The sequence below is a fragment of the Nocardia higoensis genome, assembly GCF_015477835.1.
Classification (GTDB): Bacteria; Actinomycetota; Actinomycetes; order Mycobacteriales; family Mycobacteriaceae; genus Nocardia; species Nocardia higoensis_A.
In genome coordinates this window covers 2852221-2872727 of the sequence record NZ_JADLQN010000001.1, presented here as the reverse complement: position 1 = coordinate 2872727, position 20507 = coordinate 2852221, and the positions used below count along the sequence as shown (strand labels likewise).

Genomic DNA, 20507 nt, shown 5'->3' with positions numbered 1-20507 from the left:
CACTCGAATTCGGCTGGGCGAATTCGGGTGGGCGAGCTCGGCTCAGCTGGATTCGGCGCTGCGGCCCTGCACGATCCCCGGCAGACAGGTACGCACGAAGTCCTCGCCGAACGGCGTGATCACGATGCTGCGGTAGTGCACCTTGGTGCCGAAACCGGAGCGCTTCAACAACTCCCGCACCGGGGCCTGGGCTTCGATCAACTGGTAGCGGTTCGGGTTGTCGACCGGTTCCTTGGCCATCTCGATCAGGCCCAGCCTGCGCAGATTGGTCAGATACTGCGGCACCCGGTTCGGAAAGCGCAGTCCGGCGTGATCGCCGATCACGCACAGTCCGTCGACCCGCCGCTCGGCGCCGAGCCCGCGCGGGCGCCCGATGCGGACATCGATGGCGGGCTGCGGACCGTCGCGGTAGAGCAGGCGCAGGATGCGCGCCTCGTCCGGGGTGAGTTCGGCCAGCATGCCCGCGTAAGCCGGGTGGATGTCGGCCTGGTCGTGTTCGGCGCCGGCCGACAGGCGCAACAGCGCCGCGCCCTGTTCCCGCAGGGTCGGCAGGCCCGGTGCCTCGGTGTCCGGGCTCGGGGGCAGGCGCAGCGCCCGCCGGACCGCGTCGCGTACCTCGGCTTCGGCCTCGGCGAGCACCTCTCGGGCGGGCATGCCGGACATCGACCCCTTGACCACGGTGCCGGTGACACCGATCGCGGTGTCCACCGACCAGGCGGCGACCTCCCCCGCGGCGGTCAGCGCCACCTTGGCGACGCCGCCCGCGGTCCGCGCGGTCCGGAGTGGGGAGATGATCTCGAATCGAGGGATCTTGACCAGGGAGACCCGTCGCGATCGCGATACCGGCGCGGCCTGTGGCCGGGGCGCCGGCTCGCCGGCGGGATGACCGGGATCGCCCGGCGTATGGTCGCCGTCGGAGGAGTCCGTCATATCCATGTCGTCGCCACTTCCGTTCCGAAGATCAGGATATGAGCGTATCCGGCGAGCAGGCCGAGCACACCGCCATGAACGAAAAGAAGCCACTCGTCCTGCTTGATGGCCGCGCGCAACATGTCCACGAAGTCGGGCGGAGCGAGGGCGGCCATCTGCTTGGCGATGTAGTCGCCGATCTGTTTGCCCTGGCGGACGTTGAATTCGGGGTCGGCGAAGGCGATCGGCGCGATCGACATGGCCTCGTTGGTCAGCGTCTTCTGCAGCGTGTCGTACTCCCGGCTGCCCAGCACGAACTTCACCGCGGGCCGCGCCGCACCGAGCGCGCGGTCGGCGGCCGGACGCAGGATCTCCTCGAGCATCTGCAGCGTGCGGTCCGAGCGCGGGCCGTTGAGCAGTTCGTCGCCGATGTTGGCGACCGTCATCACCTGGGAGGAGACGAGTTCGGCGTAGCCGTCGGTGATCTCGTGCTGACGCTTGATCAGCAGGCCCTGGCGCCACGGGCACCACCACTTCGGGTAGGCCGGGGCGAAGATCATGTTCAGGCCGATCCAGTTGACCACCCAGCCGATGATCACGCCGCCGACCGGCAGCACCACCCACGACGACAGTCCGGTCAGGTGCAGCACCGCCACCAGCACGACGCCCATCGGGGCGCCGAAATAGAAGCCGAAGTTCTGCATGAAACGCAGTTCCTTCGCGCCGAGGACCTGGAACAGCGTGTTCAACAGGTGCGGGCGCGCCTGGAAATAGCGAATCACCATCTGTTTGACATCGAGCAGCTGATCGATGTTCTTGCCCAGTTCGTCGGTGAGTTCGCGCAGGATGTCGGGCAGTTGCTGGCGAACTCGCGCGTGCACGCGTTCCCGGACCTGGCTGGGCAGGTTGTACCAGAGTTGCGGATGCTCGCGGCGCAATATCTCTTCGATGATGTCGGTGATCTGCGCGTCGGCCGTGGCGGCCAGATGTTCGGCGAGCTTGTCCGGGTCGAGTTCGCGGTAGAAGTCCGAGACACTGCCGAGTTTGGACAAGCCTTTGTCGACCGCGATGCTGGCCATCTTGTCCGCCCGCGAGGGCACGATGCCCTGCCAGCCGAGCCTGCCGTCGTAGCTGAGCAGCGGCAGCACCTGGATACGCTTGGGCAGGAACGGATACAGCGAACGCAGCCCGAGTACCTTGATGCCGTGGAAGCTGATGGGCTGGAACAGCATCAGGATGCCGGTCCAGTTGGTGATGTATCCGATGACGCCAGTGAAAAGGGGAATTGTCACAAGCTCGAGCAGGATCGTCGGGTGCACACCGAAAACGCTCTCCAACACGACGACACCCTCCTGCGGAATTCCGGTGACCACCTCCTCACCGGGCACTCAAAGTAGCACCACCATGCGGAACGGGTCGCATTGTGATCGGCCCTACGGTGTCGGAACGCGGGTGGTCCGCGGCACAGGGTAATGTCCGCTTCCGATGCGGACGGTCGGGTTCGCGGCGAGGTGCGTGCGGGCAATAATCTGTGAGCGGATTCGTTCACTTGGCGATACTTCGGAGTTGACGTGGCAGACGACAGGACCGCACAGGGGGTGGCCCGGGCCGGCTCCCGCTCGGTCGAACGCGGTTCGGACGTCGAACAGCGACAGATCAGCAATGAGGCCAGGCTGATCCGCGGCGTGTTCCGCGCCGCCGGGCTCGCCGCGGGCACCGCTGTGCGGGGCAGCCAGTGGGCGGTGAACACCTCGCTCGAGGTGACCAAGGAGATCACCAAGGCGGCCCTGGACGGGGAGTCCTCCGCCGACATCGCCGAGCGCACCGGCAATGCCCTGCGCTCGATCGCCCGCAGCGCGCTCGGCGTCACCGAGGGATCGGTGCGCGAGATCGTCAGCTATGTACCCACCCCCTCCGGGCCCAATCAGCAGGCCATCCCGGTGGGGTCCTACCTGCGCTCGGCGACGACCGCGGAATTGCGCCGCCGTGGCGACGCGCTGCTGGCCAGGTCGGCGGACGTGTACTTCACCGAGGACGTGCACCCGGCCTACGACAGGATCCTCGACGAACTGGCTCCCGACGAAGCCCGGATGTTGCGCTTCATGGCGCTCAACGGCCCGCAGCCCTCGGTGGACGTGCGCACCAACCGGCCGCTGGGCATCGGCTCGGAACTGGTCAGCGGCGATCTGACCTCGGTGCCGGAACAGGCGGGGGTGCGCTACCCGGACCGCGCCCGCTCCTATCTGATCAACCTCAACCGGCTCGGGCTCACCCGCACCTCCGACGATCCGGTGGTGCTCAGCCGGTACATGGTGCTCGAGGTGCAGCCGATCGTCGAAGAAGCGTTGAAGAAGGCAGGCCGCGCGCCGAAGATCGTGCGCAAGAGTATCCGGCTCACCGAGTTCGGCGAGGATTTCTGCCGCACCTGTTTCTCGCTCGGTCTGTGATCCTCCGATCGTGACCCACTGATCGCGGCTGCGGTCGGCGCGGTGGCCGTGGCCCGGCGCGGGTCGCGATCTGATACAGATCTGGGCAAGGCTCTCGGTACCGCGTCCCGACGATGGGATGGTGAATGGTATGGAGCGCAACGGCGAGCACGACCGGGACCCGGGCGAGGTCGCGGACATCTTCGCCCGCGGCGAGCGCTCCGATCGGTCGACCGGGCCACCCGATGCGGCGGAGGTCGCCGCATCGTTTTCCGACACCACCCTCGGCGGGGCCGACGCCGCGGAGACCGACGCCGCCGGGACGGACTCCGGCCGGCCGGACCCTTCTTTCGAGGACGGCGTGTCCCCTGAGGATGGTCTGTCTTCCGAGGATGGTCTGTCTCCCGAGGATGTCGCCTTCTCCGAGACCGCCGCCTCCCGCGAGGCCGCCGCCGCCACCGATCTGGCCACCTTCGCCGAGATCGCGGCCATCACCCGGCTCAAGTACCGCTACCTGCGCAGCCTCGACACCAAGTCGTGGGAAGACCTGGCCGACACCATGATCCCCGAGGCCACCGCCACCTACAGCGAATACCTGCAATTCGAGTCGCGCGAGGCGTTCGTGGCTTTCCTGCGCAACACCCTCGGACCACGCGTCATCACCGAGCATCGCTGCGACCACCCCGAGATCGACATCACCGGCGGCACCGCGACCGGCACCTGGCTGCTCGCCGACACCGTGCTCATCCCGGAACACAACCTGCTGATGCGCGGCGCGGCCTACTACACCGATCGCTACGTCCGCTGCGACGACGGGAAGTGGCGCATCAGCCACACCGGCTACGAGCGCACCTACGAGGTGGTGCTCTCGCTCAGCGATCTGCCGAGCCTGCGGGTGACCTCGGTCCGCTGGGGCATCATCGCGCACGAGGACGGAGTGACCTCGATCCAGCGCGATCCGCGCGCCACCTCGGGTTACCGCGAATCCGACACCGCCTGAGCCCGGGGCCGGGTTCGGGCGGCCGGGAGTCCGCCGATCAGTTGTCGGCGGCGGCGACCAGCGGCTCCAGGGTGAGCTTCGGGTGCTCCTTCTCGATGTACTGCAACCGCCACTTGTCGCTGAACAGCGCCAGGATCACGCCGTCGGTGCGGGTGAAGACCTCCACCCCGCGCTGGCGGCCCAGTTCGTCGGCGGATTCGGCGTCGGTGCGCCGCGCCAGCGAGTAGCCCAGATGCTCCATCGTGGTCTCGACATTGAACTCCGCGAGCATGCGCGCGGTCACGACCTCGAACTGCATCGGACCCACCGCCGCCAGCACCGGCGAGGCGTCGCCGCGCACATCGTTGCGCAGCACCTGGACGACCCCCTCGGAATCGAGCTGGTCGATGGCCTTGCGGAACTGCTTGTACTTGCCCGCGCTCTGCGCGCGCAGCACCGCGAAGTGTTCCGGCGCGAACGAGGGGATCGGCGGGAACTCCACCTTCTTGTCCACGAACAGCGTGTGGCCCGGGGCCAGCGCTGTCGCGTTCACCAGGCCTACCACGTCGCCGGGGTAGGCGGTGTCGACCGTCGAGCGTTCCCGGCCGAACACGGTCAGCGCGTACTTGGTGGCGAACGGCCGCCCGGTTTGCGCGTGCGTGACGACCATGCCGCGCTCGAACTCGCCGGAGACGATGCGCATGAAGGCCAGGCGGTCGCGGTGCGCGGTGTCCATGCCCGCCTGCACCTTGAACACGACCGCGCTGAACGGATCGGTGGTCTGACGCGGCACTCCGGCGATGTCGAGGCGCGGACCCGGCGCCGGGGCCAGCGCCACCAGCGTCTCCAGCAGTTGCCGTACGCCGAAGTTGAGCATGGCCGAGGCGTAGATGACCGGGGAGGTCTGTCCGGCCAGGAACATCTCTTGGTCGTGGTCCTGCCCGGTGGCCGCGAGAAGTTCGCTCTCCTCGGCCGCGGTGGCCCATGCCTCGCCCTCGCGCGCCTGCGCCTGCTCGGGGGTCAGCGACTCCTCCGGGGCGATGGTCGCCCCGCCCGCGGTCCGGGTGAAGTGGATGTATTCGGTCGCCGCGCCCTCGGGGCCGCGCCGCAGCAGACCGCGGAAGTCACCCGCGATACCGACCGGCAGGAACAGTGGGGTCGGGGTGAGGCCGATGCGCTCCTCGATCTCGTCGAGCAGTTCCAGCGGCGCGCGGCCGGGGCGGTCCCACTTGTTGATGACGGTGATGACCGGGATGCCGCGATGACGGCAGACCTGGAAGAGCTTGAGGGTCTGCGGTTCCAGGCCCTTGGCCGCGTCGATGAGCATGACCGCCGCGTCGACCGCGGTCAGCACCCGGTAGGTGTCCTCGGAGAAGTCGGAGTGACCGGGCGTGTCGACCAGGTTGACGACGCTGTCGACATCGCTGCCCGCGGCGCGGTAGTTGAACTGCAGCGCGGTGGAGCTGACCGAGATGCCGCGCGCCTTCTCCATCTCCATCCAGTCCGAGACGGTCGACTTGCGACCCGCCTTGCCGTGGATGGCGCCCGCCTCGGAGATCATCTTGGCGTGCAGGGCCAGCGCCTCGGTGAGCGTCGACTTGCCCGCGTCGGGGTGCGAGATGACCGCGAAGGTGCGGCGCCGGGCGACTTCGGCGGGCAGCCCGCGGGGGGTGGGCGCGGCGACGTCTTCGGGGGCGGTCACGATGGGGAGCCTTTCGCGCGGATCGGTGAGGGGACAAGACAGGGCGGACAACCGAGCCAGCCTAATCGCGCGCTCCGCCCGCGCGGCCGTCGGGGCGTTGCCGCGTGCGTCCACCGCCGTCAGGCATCTCGCGTACCAGCCGATTCAAGGCGGATGCCGCGCTCGAGGTATGGTGTTCGGGTTGTCTCGGCGAGGGTGTCCTCCAGACGTGTGACGCATGTGTGCGACACCGTGATCGACGCGGCGCGGCTTCCGGCCGTCCATGTTCGGTCCTCGCCCCGACGAGTAGACCACCCCACCATGCAGGGCGCCACCCACCCTGTCGGGAACTGTTGACCAGCCCGGAAGAGCCGTAGGAGTAGATCCAGTCATGTCCGACGTCAAGGTCCTCGAAGCCTCCGTCCGTACCGAGTTCGGTAAGGGCGCCGCACGTCGCACCCGCCGCGCGGGCAACGTGCCCGCCGTTCTGTACGGCCACCAGGCCGAGCCGAAGCACCTGTCGCTGAACGCCCAGGAGTTCGCCGCGATTCTGCGTGAGCACGGCACGAACGCGGTGCTCAACCTCGACATCGAGGGCACCAAGCAGCTGGCGCTCACCAAGTCCGTTGTGGTGCACCCGATCCGCCGCTACATCGAGCACGCCGACCTGCTGATCGTCCAGCGTGGCGAGAAGGTCGTCGCCGACGTCGTCGTCACCGTGACCGGCGATGCCGCCCCCGGCACCCTGGTCACCCAGGAAGCCACCACCCTGTCCATCGAGGCCGAGGCGCTGAACCTGCCCGAGACCATCGAGGTCTCCGTCGAGGGCGCCGAGGCGGGCACCCAGTTCACCGCGGGCTCGCTCGAGCTGCCCGCCGGTGTGACCCTGGCCGGCGACGCCGAGCTGCTGATCGTCAACGTGATCGCCGCCCCCGCCGCCGAGGCCGCCGAAGGTGAAGCCGCCGAGGGCGAGTCCGCCGAGTAATTCGGCGTAAACGAGACGACACCGGACAACACAGCGATGACCGGTCCGGCCACCGGGCCCGCGCTCGTGGTCGGCCTGGGCAATCCGGGCGGCGAATACGAACGCACCCGGCACAATGTCGGCTTCATGGTCGCCGACGCGCTCGCCGAGCGCGTCGGCGGCCGTTTCGCCGTGCACAAGAAATCCGGCGCCGACCTGATCCAGGCGCGCCTGGACGGGCGTCAGGTGCTGATCGCCAAACCGCGCACGTTCATGAATGTGTCCGGCCGACCGGTCGCCGCGCTGGCGAAGTTCTTCTCGGTGCCGCCGACCGAGGTGATCGTCGTCCACGACGAGCTCGATCTGCCCTTCGGCGCGGTGCGCCTCAAGCGGGGCGGCGGCGAGGGGGGCCACAACGGGCTGCGTTCGGTCTCCGCCGCGCTGACCACCAAGGACTATCTACGGGTCCGGTTAGGCATCGGGCGTCCGCCCGGCCGTCAGGATCCCGCGGATTTCGTGCTCAAGCCGTTCGCGGCCGCCGAGCGCAAGGAGGTGCCGGTGATCGTCGAACAGGCCGCCGACGCCGTGGAGTTGCTGCTTCGCCTCGGTCTGGAAGCCGCGCAGAACCAACTGCACTGACTCTGGCCGCACTGCCGATGTCGCCGGATCGCGATCCAGGTCGGAACGACCATAGGCCGGATCGCGATGCCGCACGAATAGCGACGCCGCACGGTTGGCGATCCGGGTCGGATCACGATATGCCGCAAGCGAGTCCGTCGCGTGAGTAACTATGTCGCGGTTCACCGCAGATGTGCGGCGGTGGCCGCCCGGCGCAGTTTGCCCGAGGAGGTCTTGGGCAGCGCCCCCGGACCGAGCACCGCGACCGTGCGTGGCCGCGCCCCGACCTCGCTGAACACCGCGTGCACGATCTCGCGCTCGATGCGCCGGACAGCCTCCTCGTCCTCGTGGTCGTTGGACTCGACGACCACCGCGAAACTCTCCCGTTTCTGCCCCGCGTCCAGCCGCACCGCGACCGCGTTGCCCGCTCGCACTCCGGCCACCCGCATCGCCGCGCGCTCCACGTCGGTGGGGAAGATGTTGCGCCCGCCCATGATGATGACGTCCTTGACCCGCCCGCATACCACCACCAGCCCGTCCTCGGTGAAGTAACCGATGTCGCCGGTGTCGAGCCAGCCGTCGGCGTCCTGGGCGGGCACGAATCCGTCGACGGTGATGTAGCCGGTGGTGACGGCGGGGCCGCGCAGTTCGATCACCCCGACCGAACGGGTGGGCAGCGGATGGCGATCCGCGTCGACCACTCGGCCTTCGAGGTGATCGACCAGATAGCCGAGGGTGGGCAGGCGCCGCACCGTGCCATGATGACCGTGGTCGGTGACCGGCACGGCCTTGCCGAGCGCCTCGAGCAGATCGGCGTCGACCACGTCGAGTACCTGTCCTCTGCCCGGGTCCGGGAGGGAGACCGCCAGCGTGGTCTCGGCCATCCCGTAGACCGGGGTCAGGGCCATCGGGTCGAGGCCGAACGGCGCACCCGCTCGGGCCAGCGCGTTCATGGTGTCCGCGTCCACGGGCTCGGCGCCGTTCCACATGTAGCGCACGCTGCTCAGATCGATCGAGCCCGGTTCGGCCTGCGTCAATCGGCGGGCCAGCAGGGAGTACGCGAAATTGGGGGCGGCGGTCACGGTACCGCGGTACCGGTCGATCAGCTCGGCCCACAGCAGCGGTCTGCGCAGGAAGTCCATCGGCGTCACGCACACCACCTCGGCGCCGATCTGCATGGGCACGCTGAGGAAGCCCACCATGCCCATGTCGTGGAAGAGTGGCAGCCAGCTGATCATCACATCGCTGTCGGGGCGGAACTTCACCCGGTCGAACATCGCGTAGGCATTGACGTAGAAATTGCCGTGCGTGATGCGCACCGCCTTCGGTGAGCCGGTCGAACCGGAGGTCAGCTGCAGCAGCGCGACATCGTCCTCGGCGGTGTCCACCGGTTCGACCTCCGAGCCCGCGCGCAACTGCTCCAGCGTCACCACCGCGATGCCGCGCTCGCGCAGCAGCGGTTCGGCCATCTCGAACGGCGCGCCGAGCACCACTGCCCGGGCCCGGATCATCCGCAGCACCGTCTCGGTGTCGCGTGCCCACAAGGCCAGATCGGTGCGCGGCGTCGGCTGGTGCAGCATGGTGATCGACCCGCCGCGCATCCACACCGCCTGACAGGCGGGCGCGATGTCCACCGGCATGCCCGCGAGCACCCCGACGGCATCGCCCCGCCCGATCCCCGCTTCGGCGAGCGCACCCGCCATCCGCCGGGCGACCGCGTGGACCTGTCCCCAGGAATGCCGCACGGGCGCGTCCGGCTCCCCGGTCACCAGGCCGTAGGGGGAGCTCAGCGCGGTCGCGTACATCTCGTCGGTGAACTTGCTCAAGGTCGGACTCCTTCTGCCGGCCCCGCGCCCACCGCCGCGAACCGGCCTCGTCCAACTATCCCGCGCGACACCCGCCCGTGTTAACCCCCTGCTGCCCGTGGATATCCGTTCCGGCCACACGCGCCCCACCGGTCGCAGGACGCCCGAGTGCGTTCGCCCGGTCGAGCACCTCAGTTCTGGGTGCGGTCCAGCACGGTGCGCAGCTTCCCCAGCGCGCTGCGCCATCCCCGCTCCATGGCGTTGCGCGCCATCTTCTGCCGGGGATGCTCGATGTCGAAGCCGCCGTGGGTGAGCAGCAGCCGGGTGCCGCGGCCGTGCGGGACCAGGCTCCAGTCCAGCACCCAGCGCGCGGGCCGTTCGGAGCGCAGGTCGACCCAGGTGAGGGTGAGTTGTTCGCCGGGCCGGGCGAGCAACACCTCGCTGGCCACCTCACCGGGCGGGTCGGTGGGGACCTCGAAGATGAAATGGGTGCCGACGAGGGTGGCGAACCCGATGGGGCGCATGAGCCACTCGGCGAGCAGGTCGGGTTCGGTCAGCGCCCGCCACACGGCGTCCGGGGGCTGCGCGAGGTAATACCCGATCTGCACTTCTGCGGGATTGAGTTCGGCATCGAAGTTCAACAGCCCACCCCCTGGCAACGGCGCGATTCGACGAAAACGGCCATAACACCCAGCATTTCACGAGATTCCGGCGTCGCGAAGGGACTCGGCGGAATTCTTCACTGCCAGGGGCCGCTCCGCCGCTCACTCTCGTGCGGGGAAGGGGATGCGTTGCAGATCCTCGGCGACGAATATCTCCCCGGAGAAGTGCGCTTCGGCCTCGCGACGGTGGTCCTCCAGCGTGCGGTAGCGCTGAGAGAAGTGGGTGAGGACGAGGGTGCGGACGCCCGCCTCGGCGGCGACGCGGGCGGCCTGGCCCGCGGTGAGGTGACCGTGCTCCTCGGCGAGATGGGCCTCGGCGTCGAGGAAGGTGGCCTCGATGACCAGCATATCCACCCCGGCGGCGGCCTCGAGCACACCCGGGCACAGCCGGGTGTCCATGACGAAGGCGAAACTCTGGCCGGGACGGGGCTCGCTCACCTCGTCGAGGGTCACGATGCGATCACCGGCGACGATGCTGCCCGCCTGCTGCAGTTCCGCGATACGTGGTCCGCGAATGTCGAAGTCGTGCAACCGATCGGGGAGCATCCGACGGCGCGTGGGTTCGGTGAGCCGGTAGCCGAACGCCTCCACCGGATGCGAGAGCGGCACCGCGCGCAGTTCGAACGTCGCGTCGGGGGTGTCGAGCGGGCCCGGTGCGGCGATGGGGTGCGGTCGCAGGTCGATGCAGTGGTAGAAGGCGCTGGCCGCGCACAGCCGGTCGAAGAACAGCTGGCCGGACGCGGGGTAGTAGGCGTCGACGGGGTGCGCGACCTCGTCGAGGTTGATGCGCTGCACGATGCCGGGCAGGCCGAGGCAGTGGTCGCCGTGGAAGTGGGTCAACGCGATGTGGGTGAGATCGGAGACGGCGACCCCGGCGAAGGACATCTGCCGCTGCGTGCCCTCACCCGGATCGAACAGCAACCCCTCGCGGCCCCAACGCAACAGGTATCCGTTGTGGTTGCGCTGTTTGGTCGGCACCTGGCTGCCGGTGCCGAGCACGATCAGTTCCCGCTGCGACATCTACAGTGCCGCCAGCGCGCGCACGAAGCGGTCCAGCTCCGGGTAGCTCACGAAGCAGTGCGGAGAGGCCCGGACCACCGCGGGCAGCCCGCGCGCGGTCATGTCCAGCAACGTGGAGTGGGCGAAACTGACGGTGAGGGTGATGTTCTCGGCCGCGAGCCGATCGCGCACCTCGGTGGCCTCGAACCCGTCGACGGTGAACGACACGATGCCGCCATGCCGGACTCCGTTGTCGCGCACGGTGACCCCGCGCAGGTCCGCCAGCGCGGCGCGCAGGTAGGCGGCGCGCTCGGCGATGGCGGTATAGACCTCGTCGGGGCCGAGGTCGAGCAGGTAGCGCACGGCCGCGCCGAGTCCCAGCCTGGCCGCCACGTCGCACTCCCAGAATTCCCATCGCCGGGCGTCGGGAGCGAGTTCGTAGGCGTCCGGCGCGGTCCACTGCGCGCTGTGCAGGTCGAGGCGTTGCGGGACGAGCCCGGCGGTGGAATCGGGTCGCACGTACAGGAATCCGGTACCGCGGGGACCGCGCAGCCATTTGCGACCGGTGACCGAGAGCGCGTCCACGCCGAGCGCGGTGACGTCGAGGGGGAGTTGCCCGGCCGACTGACAGGCGTCGAGCAGCACCAGCGCGCCCACCGAGTGCGCGATCGCGGTCGCCTCCGCGGCCGGGTTCACCAGTCCGCCGTTCGTCGGGACGTGCAGCAGCGAGACCAGGGCGACTCGCTCGTCGACCATGGCCGCGAGGGCGTCCAGATCCAGCTGTCCGGTGTCGTCGTCGGGAATCTGTTCGACCGTCGCGCCGGTCTCGGCGGCCCGGTGCAGGGCGGCGATCGCACTGCTGGCGTAGTCCGAGCCGCTGATGAGTACGCGATCGCCGGGGCGGAGCGGCACCGAGTGGAAGAAGTCGGACCAGGAGCGGGTGGCGCTGTCGCTGAGCGCGACATCGGCCGGGTCGGCGCCGATGAGCTCACCGATGGCCGACTTGACCGCGGCCAGGTCGTCGAGGCGTTCGGCGGCGGCCCGATACCCGCCGACCTCGGCTTCCCGCCGCAGGTGCCCGAGTTGGGCGTCGAGCACCACGCGCGGGGGCAACGAGGAGCCCGCGCTGTCGAGAAAGACCAGGTCGGGGTCGGCCAGCAGGCCAGGGGTGTCGGCGCGCACACGCATGTCGTCCAGCATGCCGACGACCCTAGCCCGACCGGATGTCCGCTTTCAGGTCGTTTCTTGTCGGTGATGATCGCTACGCTGGATCTTGTCGGTGAATGCCCTGTCCGAAACCACACCCGGTGGGAGGCTCGCATGGCGGTCACGCTCGAACATCAGGGTCCGGCCGACTTGGTCGATTCCTCCGGCGCGTTGTCCTCGCGCGCCGCCGCGGAAGCCTTCCTGGGCGGCGTGTGCTTCAAACTCGGGCCACCCGCCCTGATCGGCGCCGAACTGGAATGGCTCACCGTGCAGGGTGAGCATCCGGCGTCCGGTCCCGTCCCACGCCCGCGGTTGTCCGCACTCGCCGCCGCTCTCGGCCCGCACGCCCCCCTCTCACTCGTCCCAGGCTCCCCGGCACTTCCGCTGCCGGGTGGTAGCCGGGTCACCGTCGAACCCGGCGGTCAGATCGAATTGTCCAGCGACCCGTTCACCACCGCCGCCGATCTGTGCGACAACCTGCGTGCCGATGCCCGCCTGCTCACCGAACTCCTCGCCGCCGCGGGCATCAGGCCCGTCGCCCGCGCCGCCGACGCCGACCGCTACGCCGACCGGCTGCTGCGCTCTCCTCGCTACCGGGCCATGGAACGGTTCTTCGCGGGCGTCGGCCCGTTCGGCAAGCTCATGATGTGCAATACCGCAGCCACGCAGGTCAGCGTCGACGCGGGTGCCGACGCCGCCGAGGTGACCGCGCGCTGGTCGATGCTCTACGCGGCCGGTCCCGCCCTGGTGGCGGCCTTCGCCTGCTCACCGGATCTGCGTGGCGCGCCGCCCGGCGCCTGGGCCTCCCAGCGCATGCGCACCTGGTTGCGCCTGGACAACACCCGCACCCGCCCGCCCGTGCAGGACTGGGCGGACCCGATCACCTGCTATCCCCGCTGGGCCCTGGATGTGCCGCTGTTGTGCCTGCGCAGAACGGACGGGCCCGCGGACAGGTCCGTGCCCGGCTACCCCGATTGGTCACCGCCGCCCGGCGCCACCTTCGCCGACTGGCTGTCCGGCGCTCTCGACGACGAGGTCGGTCGCCGCCCCGGTACCGACGACCTCTGCTACCACCTGACCACCCTGTTCCCCCCGGTCCGCGCCTCGGGCTACTTCGAGATCCGCTATCTCGACGCCCAGCCCGGCGAGGACTGGATCGTCCCCATCCACCTCTTCGACGCGCTGCTGTCCACTCCGCAGGTCGTCGCCGAGGCCACCCGCCTCGCCGGCTCGACCGCGGGCCAGTGGTCGCACGCGGCGCGCTGCGGCCTGGCCGACCCCGACATCCGCGCGGCCGCCGCCGCCCTGCTCGACCTGGCCACCGCGCACGCCCGCACGCCCGAAGCGGCCACCGATCTCGCCGCCGCCGCGCGTCGCTGCCGCGCCGGGCGCACACCGGCCGACGAGCCCGTGCGGGTGGCGTCGTGAGGATCGCTCGCATGTGCCGGCGTGCCGCCTCGTCCCCGGACATCCAGCGAGCCCGCGGCGGCTCCTGCCCGAGTTCTCGGGTGGGACCTGTCGAGGGCTTTGCGGCGTCTCGCGGCGAGACGCGTCCCCGCCATCCTGTGTCCTCCGGATTCGGCCGGTATCCGCCGAGTGATCTCCGCCGACCTCCAGCCGTGCATCTCCGCCGATTCTCCGGCGGGGAGCTGTGCCGACCGTCCCTCCGCGAGCCTGCCCCGGCGCTCGCACATCTGCTTACCGGGAGAGCACGATCGTGATCGACCCCTCGACCCCCACCCACAGCCCGACACCGCCCCCCGACGCCCCCGCCACCGGGCTCGGCTCGACCGGCCGCGCAGACCCGAGCCGTGGTGCGAAGGCACCGTCCGGCGGTGCGAAGGCGCCCTCCGAAGGTACGGCGACGAACGCATTCGTGGCGACGGATCGGGCGCACACCGACCTGCTCCGTGCCCGGATCGCCGAAGTGCTGACCACCGCCCGCGCCCGCACCGCGGCACTCACCGACGCCGTGGACGAGAGCGACCTGATCGCCCAGCATTCCCCGCTGATGAGCCCGCTGGTCTGGGATCTGGCGCATATCGGCAATCAGGAGGAGTTGTGGCTCGTCCGCGACGTGGGTGGCCGGGCGGCCGTACGCGCCGATATCGACGAGCTCTACGACGCCTTCAAACACGCCAGGGCGAACCGTCCGGCGCTGCCGCTGCTCGATCCCGCCCAGGCCCGCGGCTATGTCGGCACGGTGCGCGACAAGGTCTGGGATGTGCTGGACCACAGTCCCCTGCGCGGCGGTCCGCTGATCGAGGGCGGTTTCGCCTTCGGCATGATCGCCCAGCACGAGCAGCAACACGACGAGACCATGCTCGCCACCCACCAGCTACGCGCGGGCGAGCCGGTGCTGGCCGCCCCACCCGCCCCGGCGGCACGGGCCGAGGTCGCCGGCGAGGTGATCGTGCCCGGCGGCGAATTCGTCATGGGTACCTCGGCGGACCCGTGGGCGCTGGACAACGAACGGCCCGCGCACCCGGTGCACGTGCCCGCCTTCGTCATCGATGCCGCACCGGTCACCAACGAGCAATACCTGGCCTTCGTCGACGACGGCGGCTACCGGCGGCCGGAGCTGTGGTCCGAACGCGGCTGGGCGCATCGGACGAACGCCTGCCTGACCGCACCGCAGTTCTGGGAGCGCGACAGCGACGGCCGTTGGTGGCGGCGGGTCTTCGGCGCGATCACCCCGCTTCGGCCCCGGCAGCCGGTGGTGCACGTGTGCTGGTTCGAGGCGGAGGCCTTCGCGCGCTGGGCGGGCAAACGCCTGCCCACCGAGGCCGAATGGGAGAAGGCGGCCCGCTTCGACCCGGCCACCGGAACCTCCCGCCGGTACCCATGGGGTGAGGCCGACCCGGACGAGTCGAAAGCCAATCTGGGACAACGGCATCTGGAACCCGCCGAGGTCGGCGCCTACCCGGCGGGGGCGTCGCCGACCGGCGCGCACCAGATGGTCGGCGATGTCTGGGAATGGACGTCCTCGGGCTTCGACCCCTATCCGGGCTTCCGCGCCTTCCCTTATCGCGAATACTCCGAGGTGTTCTTCGGCGGCGACTACCGGGTGCTGCGCGGCGGATCGTTCGGCACCGACCAGGTGGCCTGTCGCGGCACCTTCCGCAACTGGGATCACCCGATCCGCAGGCAGATCTTCGCCGGCTTCCGGCTGGCGCGCGACCTGCGAGCGGAGGAGCGCTGATGTGCAGGCATCTCGGTTACGTCGGCCCGCCGGTCGCGGTCGGCGAACTGCTCACCCGTGGCCCGCATTCGCTGTACCGGCAGTCGTGGGCGCCCCGCGACATGCGCGAGGGCGGCACCATCAACGCCGACGGGTTCGGCGCGGCCTGGTGGCGTCCCGGCCCGGACGGTCCGCGGGTGAGCCGCTACCGCAACCGGGAGCCGATCTGGAGCGACCCCGCGGTCACCGAAGTCCTCGGGCAACTGGAGTCGACCGCGGTGCTCGGCTCGGTGCGTTCGGCCACCGTCGGCATGCCGATCGAGCGCAGCGCCTGCGCTCCGTTTCTCACCGGTCGCTGGGCGGCCAGCCACAACGGCGTCGTGCCGGACTGGCGGCACACGCTCACCGCGGTCGTCGCCGATCTCGACGCCGCCGCCACCCGCGCCGGTCAGACCAGGCTCTTCCAGACCGCCCGGATGCTGGAAGCGGAAGCTTCCACCGATGCCGCGGCGCTGTGGGTGCTGCTCGGCGATCTCGTCATCGCCGCGGAGAGCGGTGGCTACGGCGACGACCCGGCGTCGGCGCTGCGGTTGTTCGCCGCGGCCGTCCTGGACCACGCCCCGGCCGCCCGGCTCAATCTCCTGCTCTGCGACGGCTCCCGCCTGCTGGCCACTACCGTCCACCACTCACTCGCCGCCCTGGTCACCGACGATGTCGCGATCCTGTGCTCGGAGCCCTACGACGACGACCCCCGCTGGCGGCAGATCCCGGACCGCTGCCTCGTCCGGGCCGAACCCGGCTTCCTCGCCGTCGACCCCCTCGTCGTCACCGGCGCCACCGCGCTCGTCCCGGCGCCGCCGATATCCGATCCGGCCCCGCGGGCCACCGATTCGGCCCGCTCGGCATCCGTACCGCCACCCGAGGCCGACCGGGCCGACACCGCTCGGCACGTCGGCGACCCGGCCCTTTCCTTCTCCCCTCCGGCCCCCACCGATTCGGCAGACGCCGCGCACACCGAAAGGCCGAACGCATGACAGCACCGACCATGGAAGTGCACCTCACCGACGCCGACCTCACCTCGGCCCTGCGCGCGGACGCCGAGCGCGGACTCACCGCCGATCCCAAGTCGTTGCCCCCCAAGTGGTTCTACGACGCGCGGGGTAGCGAGTTGTTCGAACAGATCACCGAGCTGCCGGAGTACTACCCGACCCGGACCGAACGCGCGCTGCTGCAGCACGTCGTCGGCGAGATCGCCCGACTCGCCCAGGCGGAGGTGCTCGTCGAACTCGGGGCGGGTTCGGCCGCCAAGACCAGGCTGCTGCTCAGCGCGCTGACAGCGCGGGGTCCGCTGCACACCTATGTGCCGCAGGACGTCTCGTCGGCGGCGCTGCGCGTGGCCGCGGCCGAGGTGGCCGCGGAGTTTCCCGGCCTGGCCGTGCACGGCGTGGTCAGCGACTTCACCGACACGCTGCAGACGTTGCCGCGCGGCGGACGCCGGATGATCGCCTTCCTGGGCGGCACGATCGGCAATCTGGTCCCCGAGGAACGCCGGGACTTCCTCGCCGGCATCCACGAGGTGCTCGAACCCGGCGAGCGCCTGCTGCTCGGCGCGGGCCTGGTGATCGACCCGGCCGTGCTGGTCCCCGCCTACGACGATGCGCGCGGCGTGACCGCCGCGTTCAACCGCAATGTGTTGCACGTGCTCAACCACCGCCTGCGCGCCGACTTCGTCCCGGAGAAGTTCGAGCACGTCGCGGTGTGGGATGCCGACAACGAGTGGATCGAGATGCGCTTGGCCGCGACCGAGGACATGACCGTCACCGTCGCGGATCTGGGCCTGACCGTCGATTTCGCACGCGGCGAGCAGATGCGCACCGAGATCTCGGCCAAGTTCCGCATCGACGGGCTCACCGCCGAACTGGCCGAGTCCGGCTTCGCGGTGGAGCAGGTGTGGACTGACCCCGACAACCGCTTCGCGTTGGCGCTGGCCACCCGGCAGTGAATCAAGCCGCCGCTCCGCCCGGCCGGGCGTCGATCAGGCGCCGGCCGGGCCCACCACGGCGGTCGACCACTCCACCAGCGGGCGCAACGTCGCCCACGCCGCGCGGACCTGGTCGGCGGTCTGCGGGGTGGACAGCCAGTCCGGCGCGCCGAAGGCGCGGGAGCAGGTGATCGACTTGTGCCTGAGCAGGGCGATGCGCGGATGGTCGGCGTCGTAACCCTTGGGTCTGGTCTTCAACGTCTCGCCGCCGAGGACGAACCCAGCGTTCACGATGGGGCGGAGGATGGACTCCAGTTCGGGGCCGCGTACGTCGTCGTCGACGGCCCGGCGGAACTGCGCGACCTGTTCGGCGGATCCGCGGTAGAAGCCGCCGCTGACGAACAGGCCCGCAGCGCCGATCTGGACGTACCAGCCCACACCGGGCGCGGTCCCGGCCACCGCGCCCTGGTGTGTCTTGTACGGCGCCTTGTCCTTGGCGAAGCGCACGTCGCGGTAGGGGCGGAAGATCTTGGCCGGGCCGAACTCGGCTTCCAGTTCGGCGGTCAGCGCCAGCATCGGATCGCGCACGGCCTGCTCGTAGATGTGCTTGTGGGCGGTCCAGAACGTCTTCGAATTGTCGACCTCGAGATCTTCGTAGAGGTCCAGGCCCGCGAGCGGGAAGCCACCGAATCCAGCCATGCACCGACCCTACGGCCGACACCGCTGTGCGCGGGCGACCGGGATCGTGCTACCGCGGTTTCGGCCGGATCAGTCCTGACCGAAATCAGCTCCGGCCGGGATCAGGTCTGGTTGGGCACGATATCGGAGTTGTAGATCGCCAGACCGAGCAGCAGGCCCACGATCAGCGCCACCGCCGAGACGATCGCGGCCCACTTACCCAGCGACTCGCCCCTGGTGTGCCCGATCACGCCCAGCACGATGCCGACCGGCCCGAACAGAACCGGGCAGAAGAACAGCGCGACGGCCGCGCAGACGAATCCGATGATCGACATGACCTGTGGTCCCTGCCGCTGCGGCTGTTCCGCGCCGAACGGTTCGTACGGCGACCGGTATCCCGGATACTGCTGATAACCGCCCTGCCCCGGCATCTGTGCTTGCCCACCGGCCGGCGGATACCCCTGGTAGCCACCCTGGCCCGCGCCGGGATAAGGCTCATGGCCGGAATCCGGGTACGGCGTCTGTCCGGCCCCCGGATACGGGGGTTGCCCTTGGCCCGGGTAGGACGACTGCCCCTGGCCCGGGTACGGCGTCTGCCCGGCCCCGGGATACGGGGGTTGCCCTTGGCCCGGGTAGGGCGACTGGCCCGGGTACGGCGGCGGCTGGTCCCGGTGCGTCGGCTCACCCGGATAGCCGGTGGTTTCGTTCGGCTCACCCCAACTCGGCCCACCGGTGGAGGGCTCCGCCCCGGAGTTCGACGGCGTGCCGCCGGACGACGGCGGTGTCGTGCCGGACGGCGGTGTCGTGCCGGACGCGGGCGAACCTCCGGTTTCCTTCGACAACGACGGCGGCGTCTCCTCGCGCTCCGGTGGTGTGGCGCCGGTATCCGGGTCGCCTCGGTCCTCGGGATTCTTCGGATCGGTCATGGACGTCCTCCTCGTCGTGTCGGCATCACCAACGCTCGGTGTACCACCTCGCTCGCATCTCTACCGCTCACCGGCCCACCGCGGTGGCAGCGGCGCATCGACGGCACGCGAGTCCCGAACCAGTATCGACCCGGGATACTCCGAGGCAGGGAGGTGACATCGGGAATTCGCGGTTCGGGCGATCTCGTCTCAGGATCCCGAAGCACACGTCCGGCGGACCGATCCGAGGGCGTGGTGCTCACACCGACCAGATCGCGCCCGCCACGAACAGGATCACCACCAGCACGAGCGCCAGAATCACCCCATTGGTGATGGCCGCGCCCAGTCCGAGCGACTCCTTCTTGTTGTGTCCGATGATCCCGAGCACGATGCCCACGGGCGCGGTGAACAACGCCGGGAAGCCGCACAGCATCACGATCGCGGCCACGCTCGCGGCGGCGAGGGCGAAACTGATGATCGAGAAGATCGGCGTCTGCTGCTCCTGGTAGCCGTGCGCGGTCGGCACGCCGGGCGGACTGTAGACCGGCGGCGGAACGTAGGCGCCGGGGTACGGGGCGCCGTACGGCCCGGGCGGGGGAGCGGGCGCGAACCCGCCCTGCGCCGGATACGGACTCCCGGACGGCGGGGGCGGCGCGGCATGCGGCGGACGACCCGCGTATCCCGGAGCCGAGGGATACCCGGTGTGCGGACCGTACCCCGAGCCGTAGGACGCCTGGTGCCCGGGCGGCGCCGGCTGGGCGGGGTAGGAGGGATATGAGGGGTAGGCCGACGGCGGCGTCCCCGGCACCTGATCTCCTGCTCCGCCGAACCCCGGCGCGGGCGCCTGCGGCATCGGCGAACCGCTCGGCTGTGCGAGCAGGGTCGGGTCGGCCTGGGCCGGGTCCGGCCCCGGTTTCCCGAGATCGATCCCCGGCCGCGGATCCTCCGGCGTCGTCATGAAGTTCCCCCCTTGTTTCGACCTGCGACAGCGCAATCGGCCGTCGCCAGCACCCCATGCGTACCACGCACCTCGGACATCGCGCACGCCGGACGGGCCCGGTCATCGGTCCAGCCCTTGCGTACCCGCTTGTTCGCCAATAGGCTGCGACAGCGAAAATGGTTGTCCTGCAATGGATTACCTAGCACTCTATGCCCAAAGAAGTCCTGCCCCGAGAAATAGGGGCGCGCGACAGGAGGAAGACTGTGCGGCGAACCTTGACGAGCCTCGCGGCGGCGGCGATCACCTTTTCGGCGGTAATGGGCGCGGGCCAGGCCACCGCGGCTCCCGGCCTGCCCCTCGAACCGCTGACCGGCACCGCGGTCCAAGAACTCGGCGACACGGCAGGCGGCTCCGGCTCGGGCTTCCTGCCCATCGAGATTCCGCAGGTCGGCCCGGAAGCGGGGTCGGCCGCATACGGCGCCTACTCCGTCCTGTTCCTCATCATGTCCACCCTGTCCACCCTGTCCGCCGGACCGCAGGGTCCCTGCGAGCCGGGACTCTGCGGCTGACACA

At 70.0% G+C, this 20507-nt stretch carries 18 protein-coding genes and 1 pseudogene; 9 read left to right on the top strand and 10 right to left on the bottom strand.

Annotated elements, in window-relative coordinates; genetic code table 11:
* Positions 1-42: 42 nt before the first annotated feature.
* Positions 43-936 carry an Abi-alpha family protein gene (locus tag IU449_RS13020; RefSeq protein ID WP_228803950.1) on the bottom strand — a complete coding sequence of 298 codons (894 nt, stop codon included), beginning with the start codon at positions 934-936 and terminating at the stop codon, positions 43-45.
* The gene (locus IU449_RS13015) at positions 927-2297 is read right to left on the bottom strand and encodes a hypothetical protein (RefSeq protein ID WP_324188211.1); all 1371 of its coding nucleotides are present in this window, start codon (positions 2295-2297) and stop codon (positions 927-929) included. The genes IU449_RS13020 and IU449_RS13015 overlap by 10 nt, the downstream gene beginning before the upstream one ends.
* A gap of 183 nt (positions 2298-2480) precedes the next feature.
* Between IU449_RS13015 and IU449_RS29020 the strand changes: the two genes are divergently transcribed.
* Both IU449_RS29020 and IU449_RS13005 read left to right on the top strand, forming a co-directional pair.
* Positions 2481-3356 carry an Abi-alpha family protein gene (locus IU449_RS29020; RefSeq protein ID WP_324188210.1) on the top strand — a complete coding sequence of 292 codons (876 nt, stop codon included), beginning with the start codon at positions 2481-2483 and terminating at the stop codon, positions 3354-3356.
* A gap of 442 nt (positions 3357-3798) precedes the next feature.
* Positions 3799-4335 (top strand): nuclear transport factor 2 family protein, encoded by a 537-nt coding sequence (locus IU449_RS13005; protein WP_195002544.1) that lies wholly within the window; start codon positions 3799-3801, stop codon positions 4333-4335.
* A 37-nt stretch (positions 4336-4372) separates the two neighbouring features.
* On the opposite strand, the gene IU449_RS13000 is transcribed toward IU449_RS13005, so the two are convergent.
* Positions 4373-6016 (bottom strand): peptide chain release factor 3, encoded by a 1644-nt coding sequence (locus IU449_RS13000; RefSeq protein ID WP_195002037.1) that lies wholly within the window; start codon positions 6014-6016, stop codon positions 4373-4375.
* Between the two features lie 370 nt (positions 6017-6386).
* Between IU449_RS13000 and IU449_RS12995 the strand changes: the two genes are divergently transcribed.
* Both IU449_RS12995 and pth read left to right on the top strand, forming a co-directional pair.
* Complete coding sequence (locus tag IU449_RS12995; RefSeq protein WP_195002036.1) at positions 6387-6980, top strand: 50S ribosomal protein L25/general stress protein Ctc; 594 nt, start codon at positions 6387-6389, stop codon at positions 6978-6980.
* Between the two features lie 36 nt (positions 6981-7016).
* On the top strand, positions 7017-7598 hold the full coding sequence (gene pth, locus IU449_RS12990) for an aminoacyl-tRNA hydrolase (RefSeq protein WP_195002035.1): 582 nt from the start codon (positions 7017-7019) through the stop codon (positions 7596-7598).
* Between the two features lie 161 nt (positions 7599-7759).
* Here the strand turns inward: pth and IU449_RS12985 are convergent, their stop codons facing one another.
* The 4 genes from IU449_RS12985 to IU449_RS12970 form a co-directional block, all read right to left on the bottom strand.
* Positions 7760-9403: a fatty acyl-AMP ligase gene (locus IU449_RS12985; RefSeq protein ID WP_195002034.1), complete on the bottom strand. Its 1644-nt coding sequence runs from the start codon at positions 9401-9403 to the stop codon at positions 7760-7762.
* A gap of 170 nt (positions 9404-9573) precedes the next feature.
* Positions 9574-10023 carry an SRPBCC family protein gene (locus IU449_RS12980; RefSeq protein ID WP_195002033.1) on the bottom strand — a complete coding sequence of 150 codons (450 nt, stop codon included), beginning with the start codon at positions 10021-10023 and terminating at the stop codon, positions 9574-9576.
* 123 nt (positions 10024-10146) lie between these two features.
* Complete coding sequence (locus IU449_RS12975) at positions 10147-11064, bottom strand: ribonuclease Z (protein ID WP_195002032.1); 918 nt, start codon at positions 11062-11064, stop codon at positions 10147-10149.
* Positions 11065-12243, bottom strand: coding sequence for an aminotransferase class V-fold PLP-dependent enzyme (locus tag IU449_RS12970; protein ID WP_195002031.1), 1179 nt, complete (start codon positions 12241-12243; stop codon positions 11065-11067).
* 120 nt (positions 12244-12363) lie between these two features.
* On the opposite strand from IU449_RS12970, the gene egtA reads away from it, so the two are divergent.
* The 4 genes and pseudogenes from egtA to egtD all read left to right on the top strand — a co-directional run bounded on the left by egtA (position 12364) and on the right by egtD (position 17432).
* On the top strand, positions 12364-13677 hold the full coding sequence (gene egtA, locus IU449_RS12965) for an ergothioneine biosynthesis glutamate--cysteine ligase EgtA (protein WP_195002030.1): 1314 nt from the start codon (positions 12364-12366) through the stop codon (positions 13675-13677).
* Between the two features lie 448 nt (positions 13678-14125).
* Entirely contained in the window at positions 14126-15451 is a 1326-nt protein-coding gene (gene egtB, locus IU449_RS12960; RefSeq protein ID WP_416382141.1) for an ergothioneine biosynthesis protein EgtB, read from the top strand.
* Positions 15451-16266, top strand: a pseudogene (gene egtC, locus IU449_RS12955) (ergothioneine biosynthesis protein EgtC); the annotation flags it as partial. The gene egtB and the pseudogene egtC, both read left to right, overlap by 1 nt.
* Before the next feature lie 194 nt (positions 16267-16460).
* On the top strand, positions 16461-17432 hold the full coding sequence (gene egtD / locus IU449_RS12950; RefSeq protein WP_195002029.1) for an L-histidine N(alpha)-methyltransferase: 972 nt from the start codon (positions 16461-16463) through the stop codon (positions 17430-17432).
* Positions 17433-17465: 33 nt separating this feature from the next.
* Here egtD and IU449_RS12945 read toward each other — a convergent pair whose 3' ends face one another.
* The 3 genes from IU449_RS12945 to IU449_RS12935 form a co-directional block, all read right to left on the bottom strand.
* On the bottom strand, positions 17466-18110 hold the full coding sequence (locus tag IU449_RS12945) for a DUF2461 domain-containing protein (RefSeq protein ID WP_195002028.1): 645 nt from the start codon (positions 18108-18110) through the stop codon (positions 17466-17468).
* Between the two features lie 101 nt (positions 18111-18211).
* Positions 18212-19015 (bottom strand): DUF4190 domain-containing protein, encoded by an 804-nt coding sequence (locus IU449_RS12940; protein ID WP_195002027.1) that lies wholly within the window; start codon positions 19013-19015, stop codon positions 18212-18214.
* Between the two features lie 238 nt (positions 19016-19253).
* Complete coding sequence (locus IU449_RS12935) at positions 19254-19952, bottom strand: hypothetical protein (RefSeq protein ID WP_195002026.1); 699 nt, start codon at positions 19950-19952, stop codon at positions 19254-19256.
* 245 nt (positions 19953-20197) lie between these two features.
* Here IU449_RS12935 and IU449_RS12930 point away from each other — a divergent pair, with 245 nt between their 5' ends.
* Positions 20198-20503: a hypothetical protein gene (locus IU449_RS12930; RefSeq protein WP_195002025.1), complete on the top strand. Its 306-nt coding sequence runs from the start codon at positions 20198-20200 to the stop codon at positions 20501-20503.
* Positions 20504-20507: the final 4 nt, after the last annotated feature.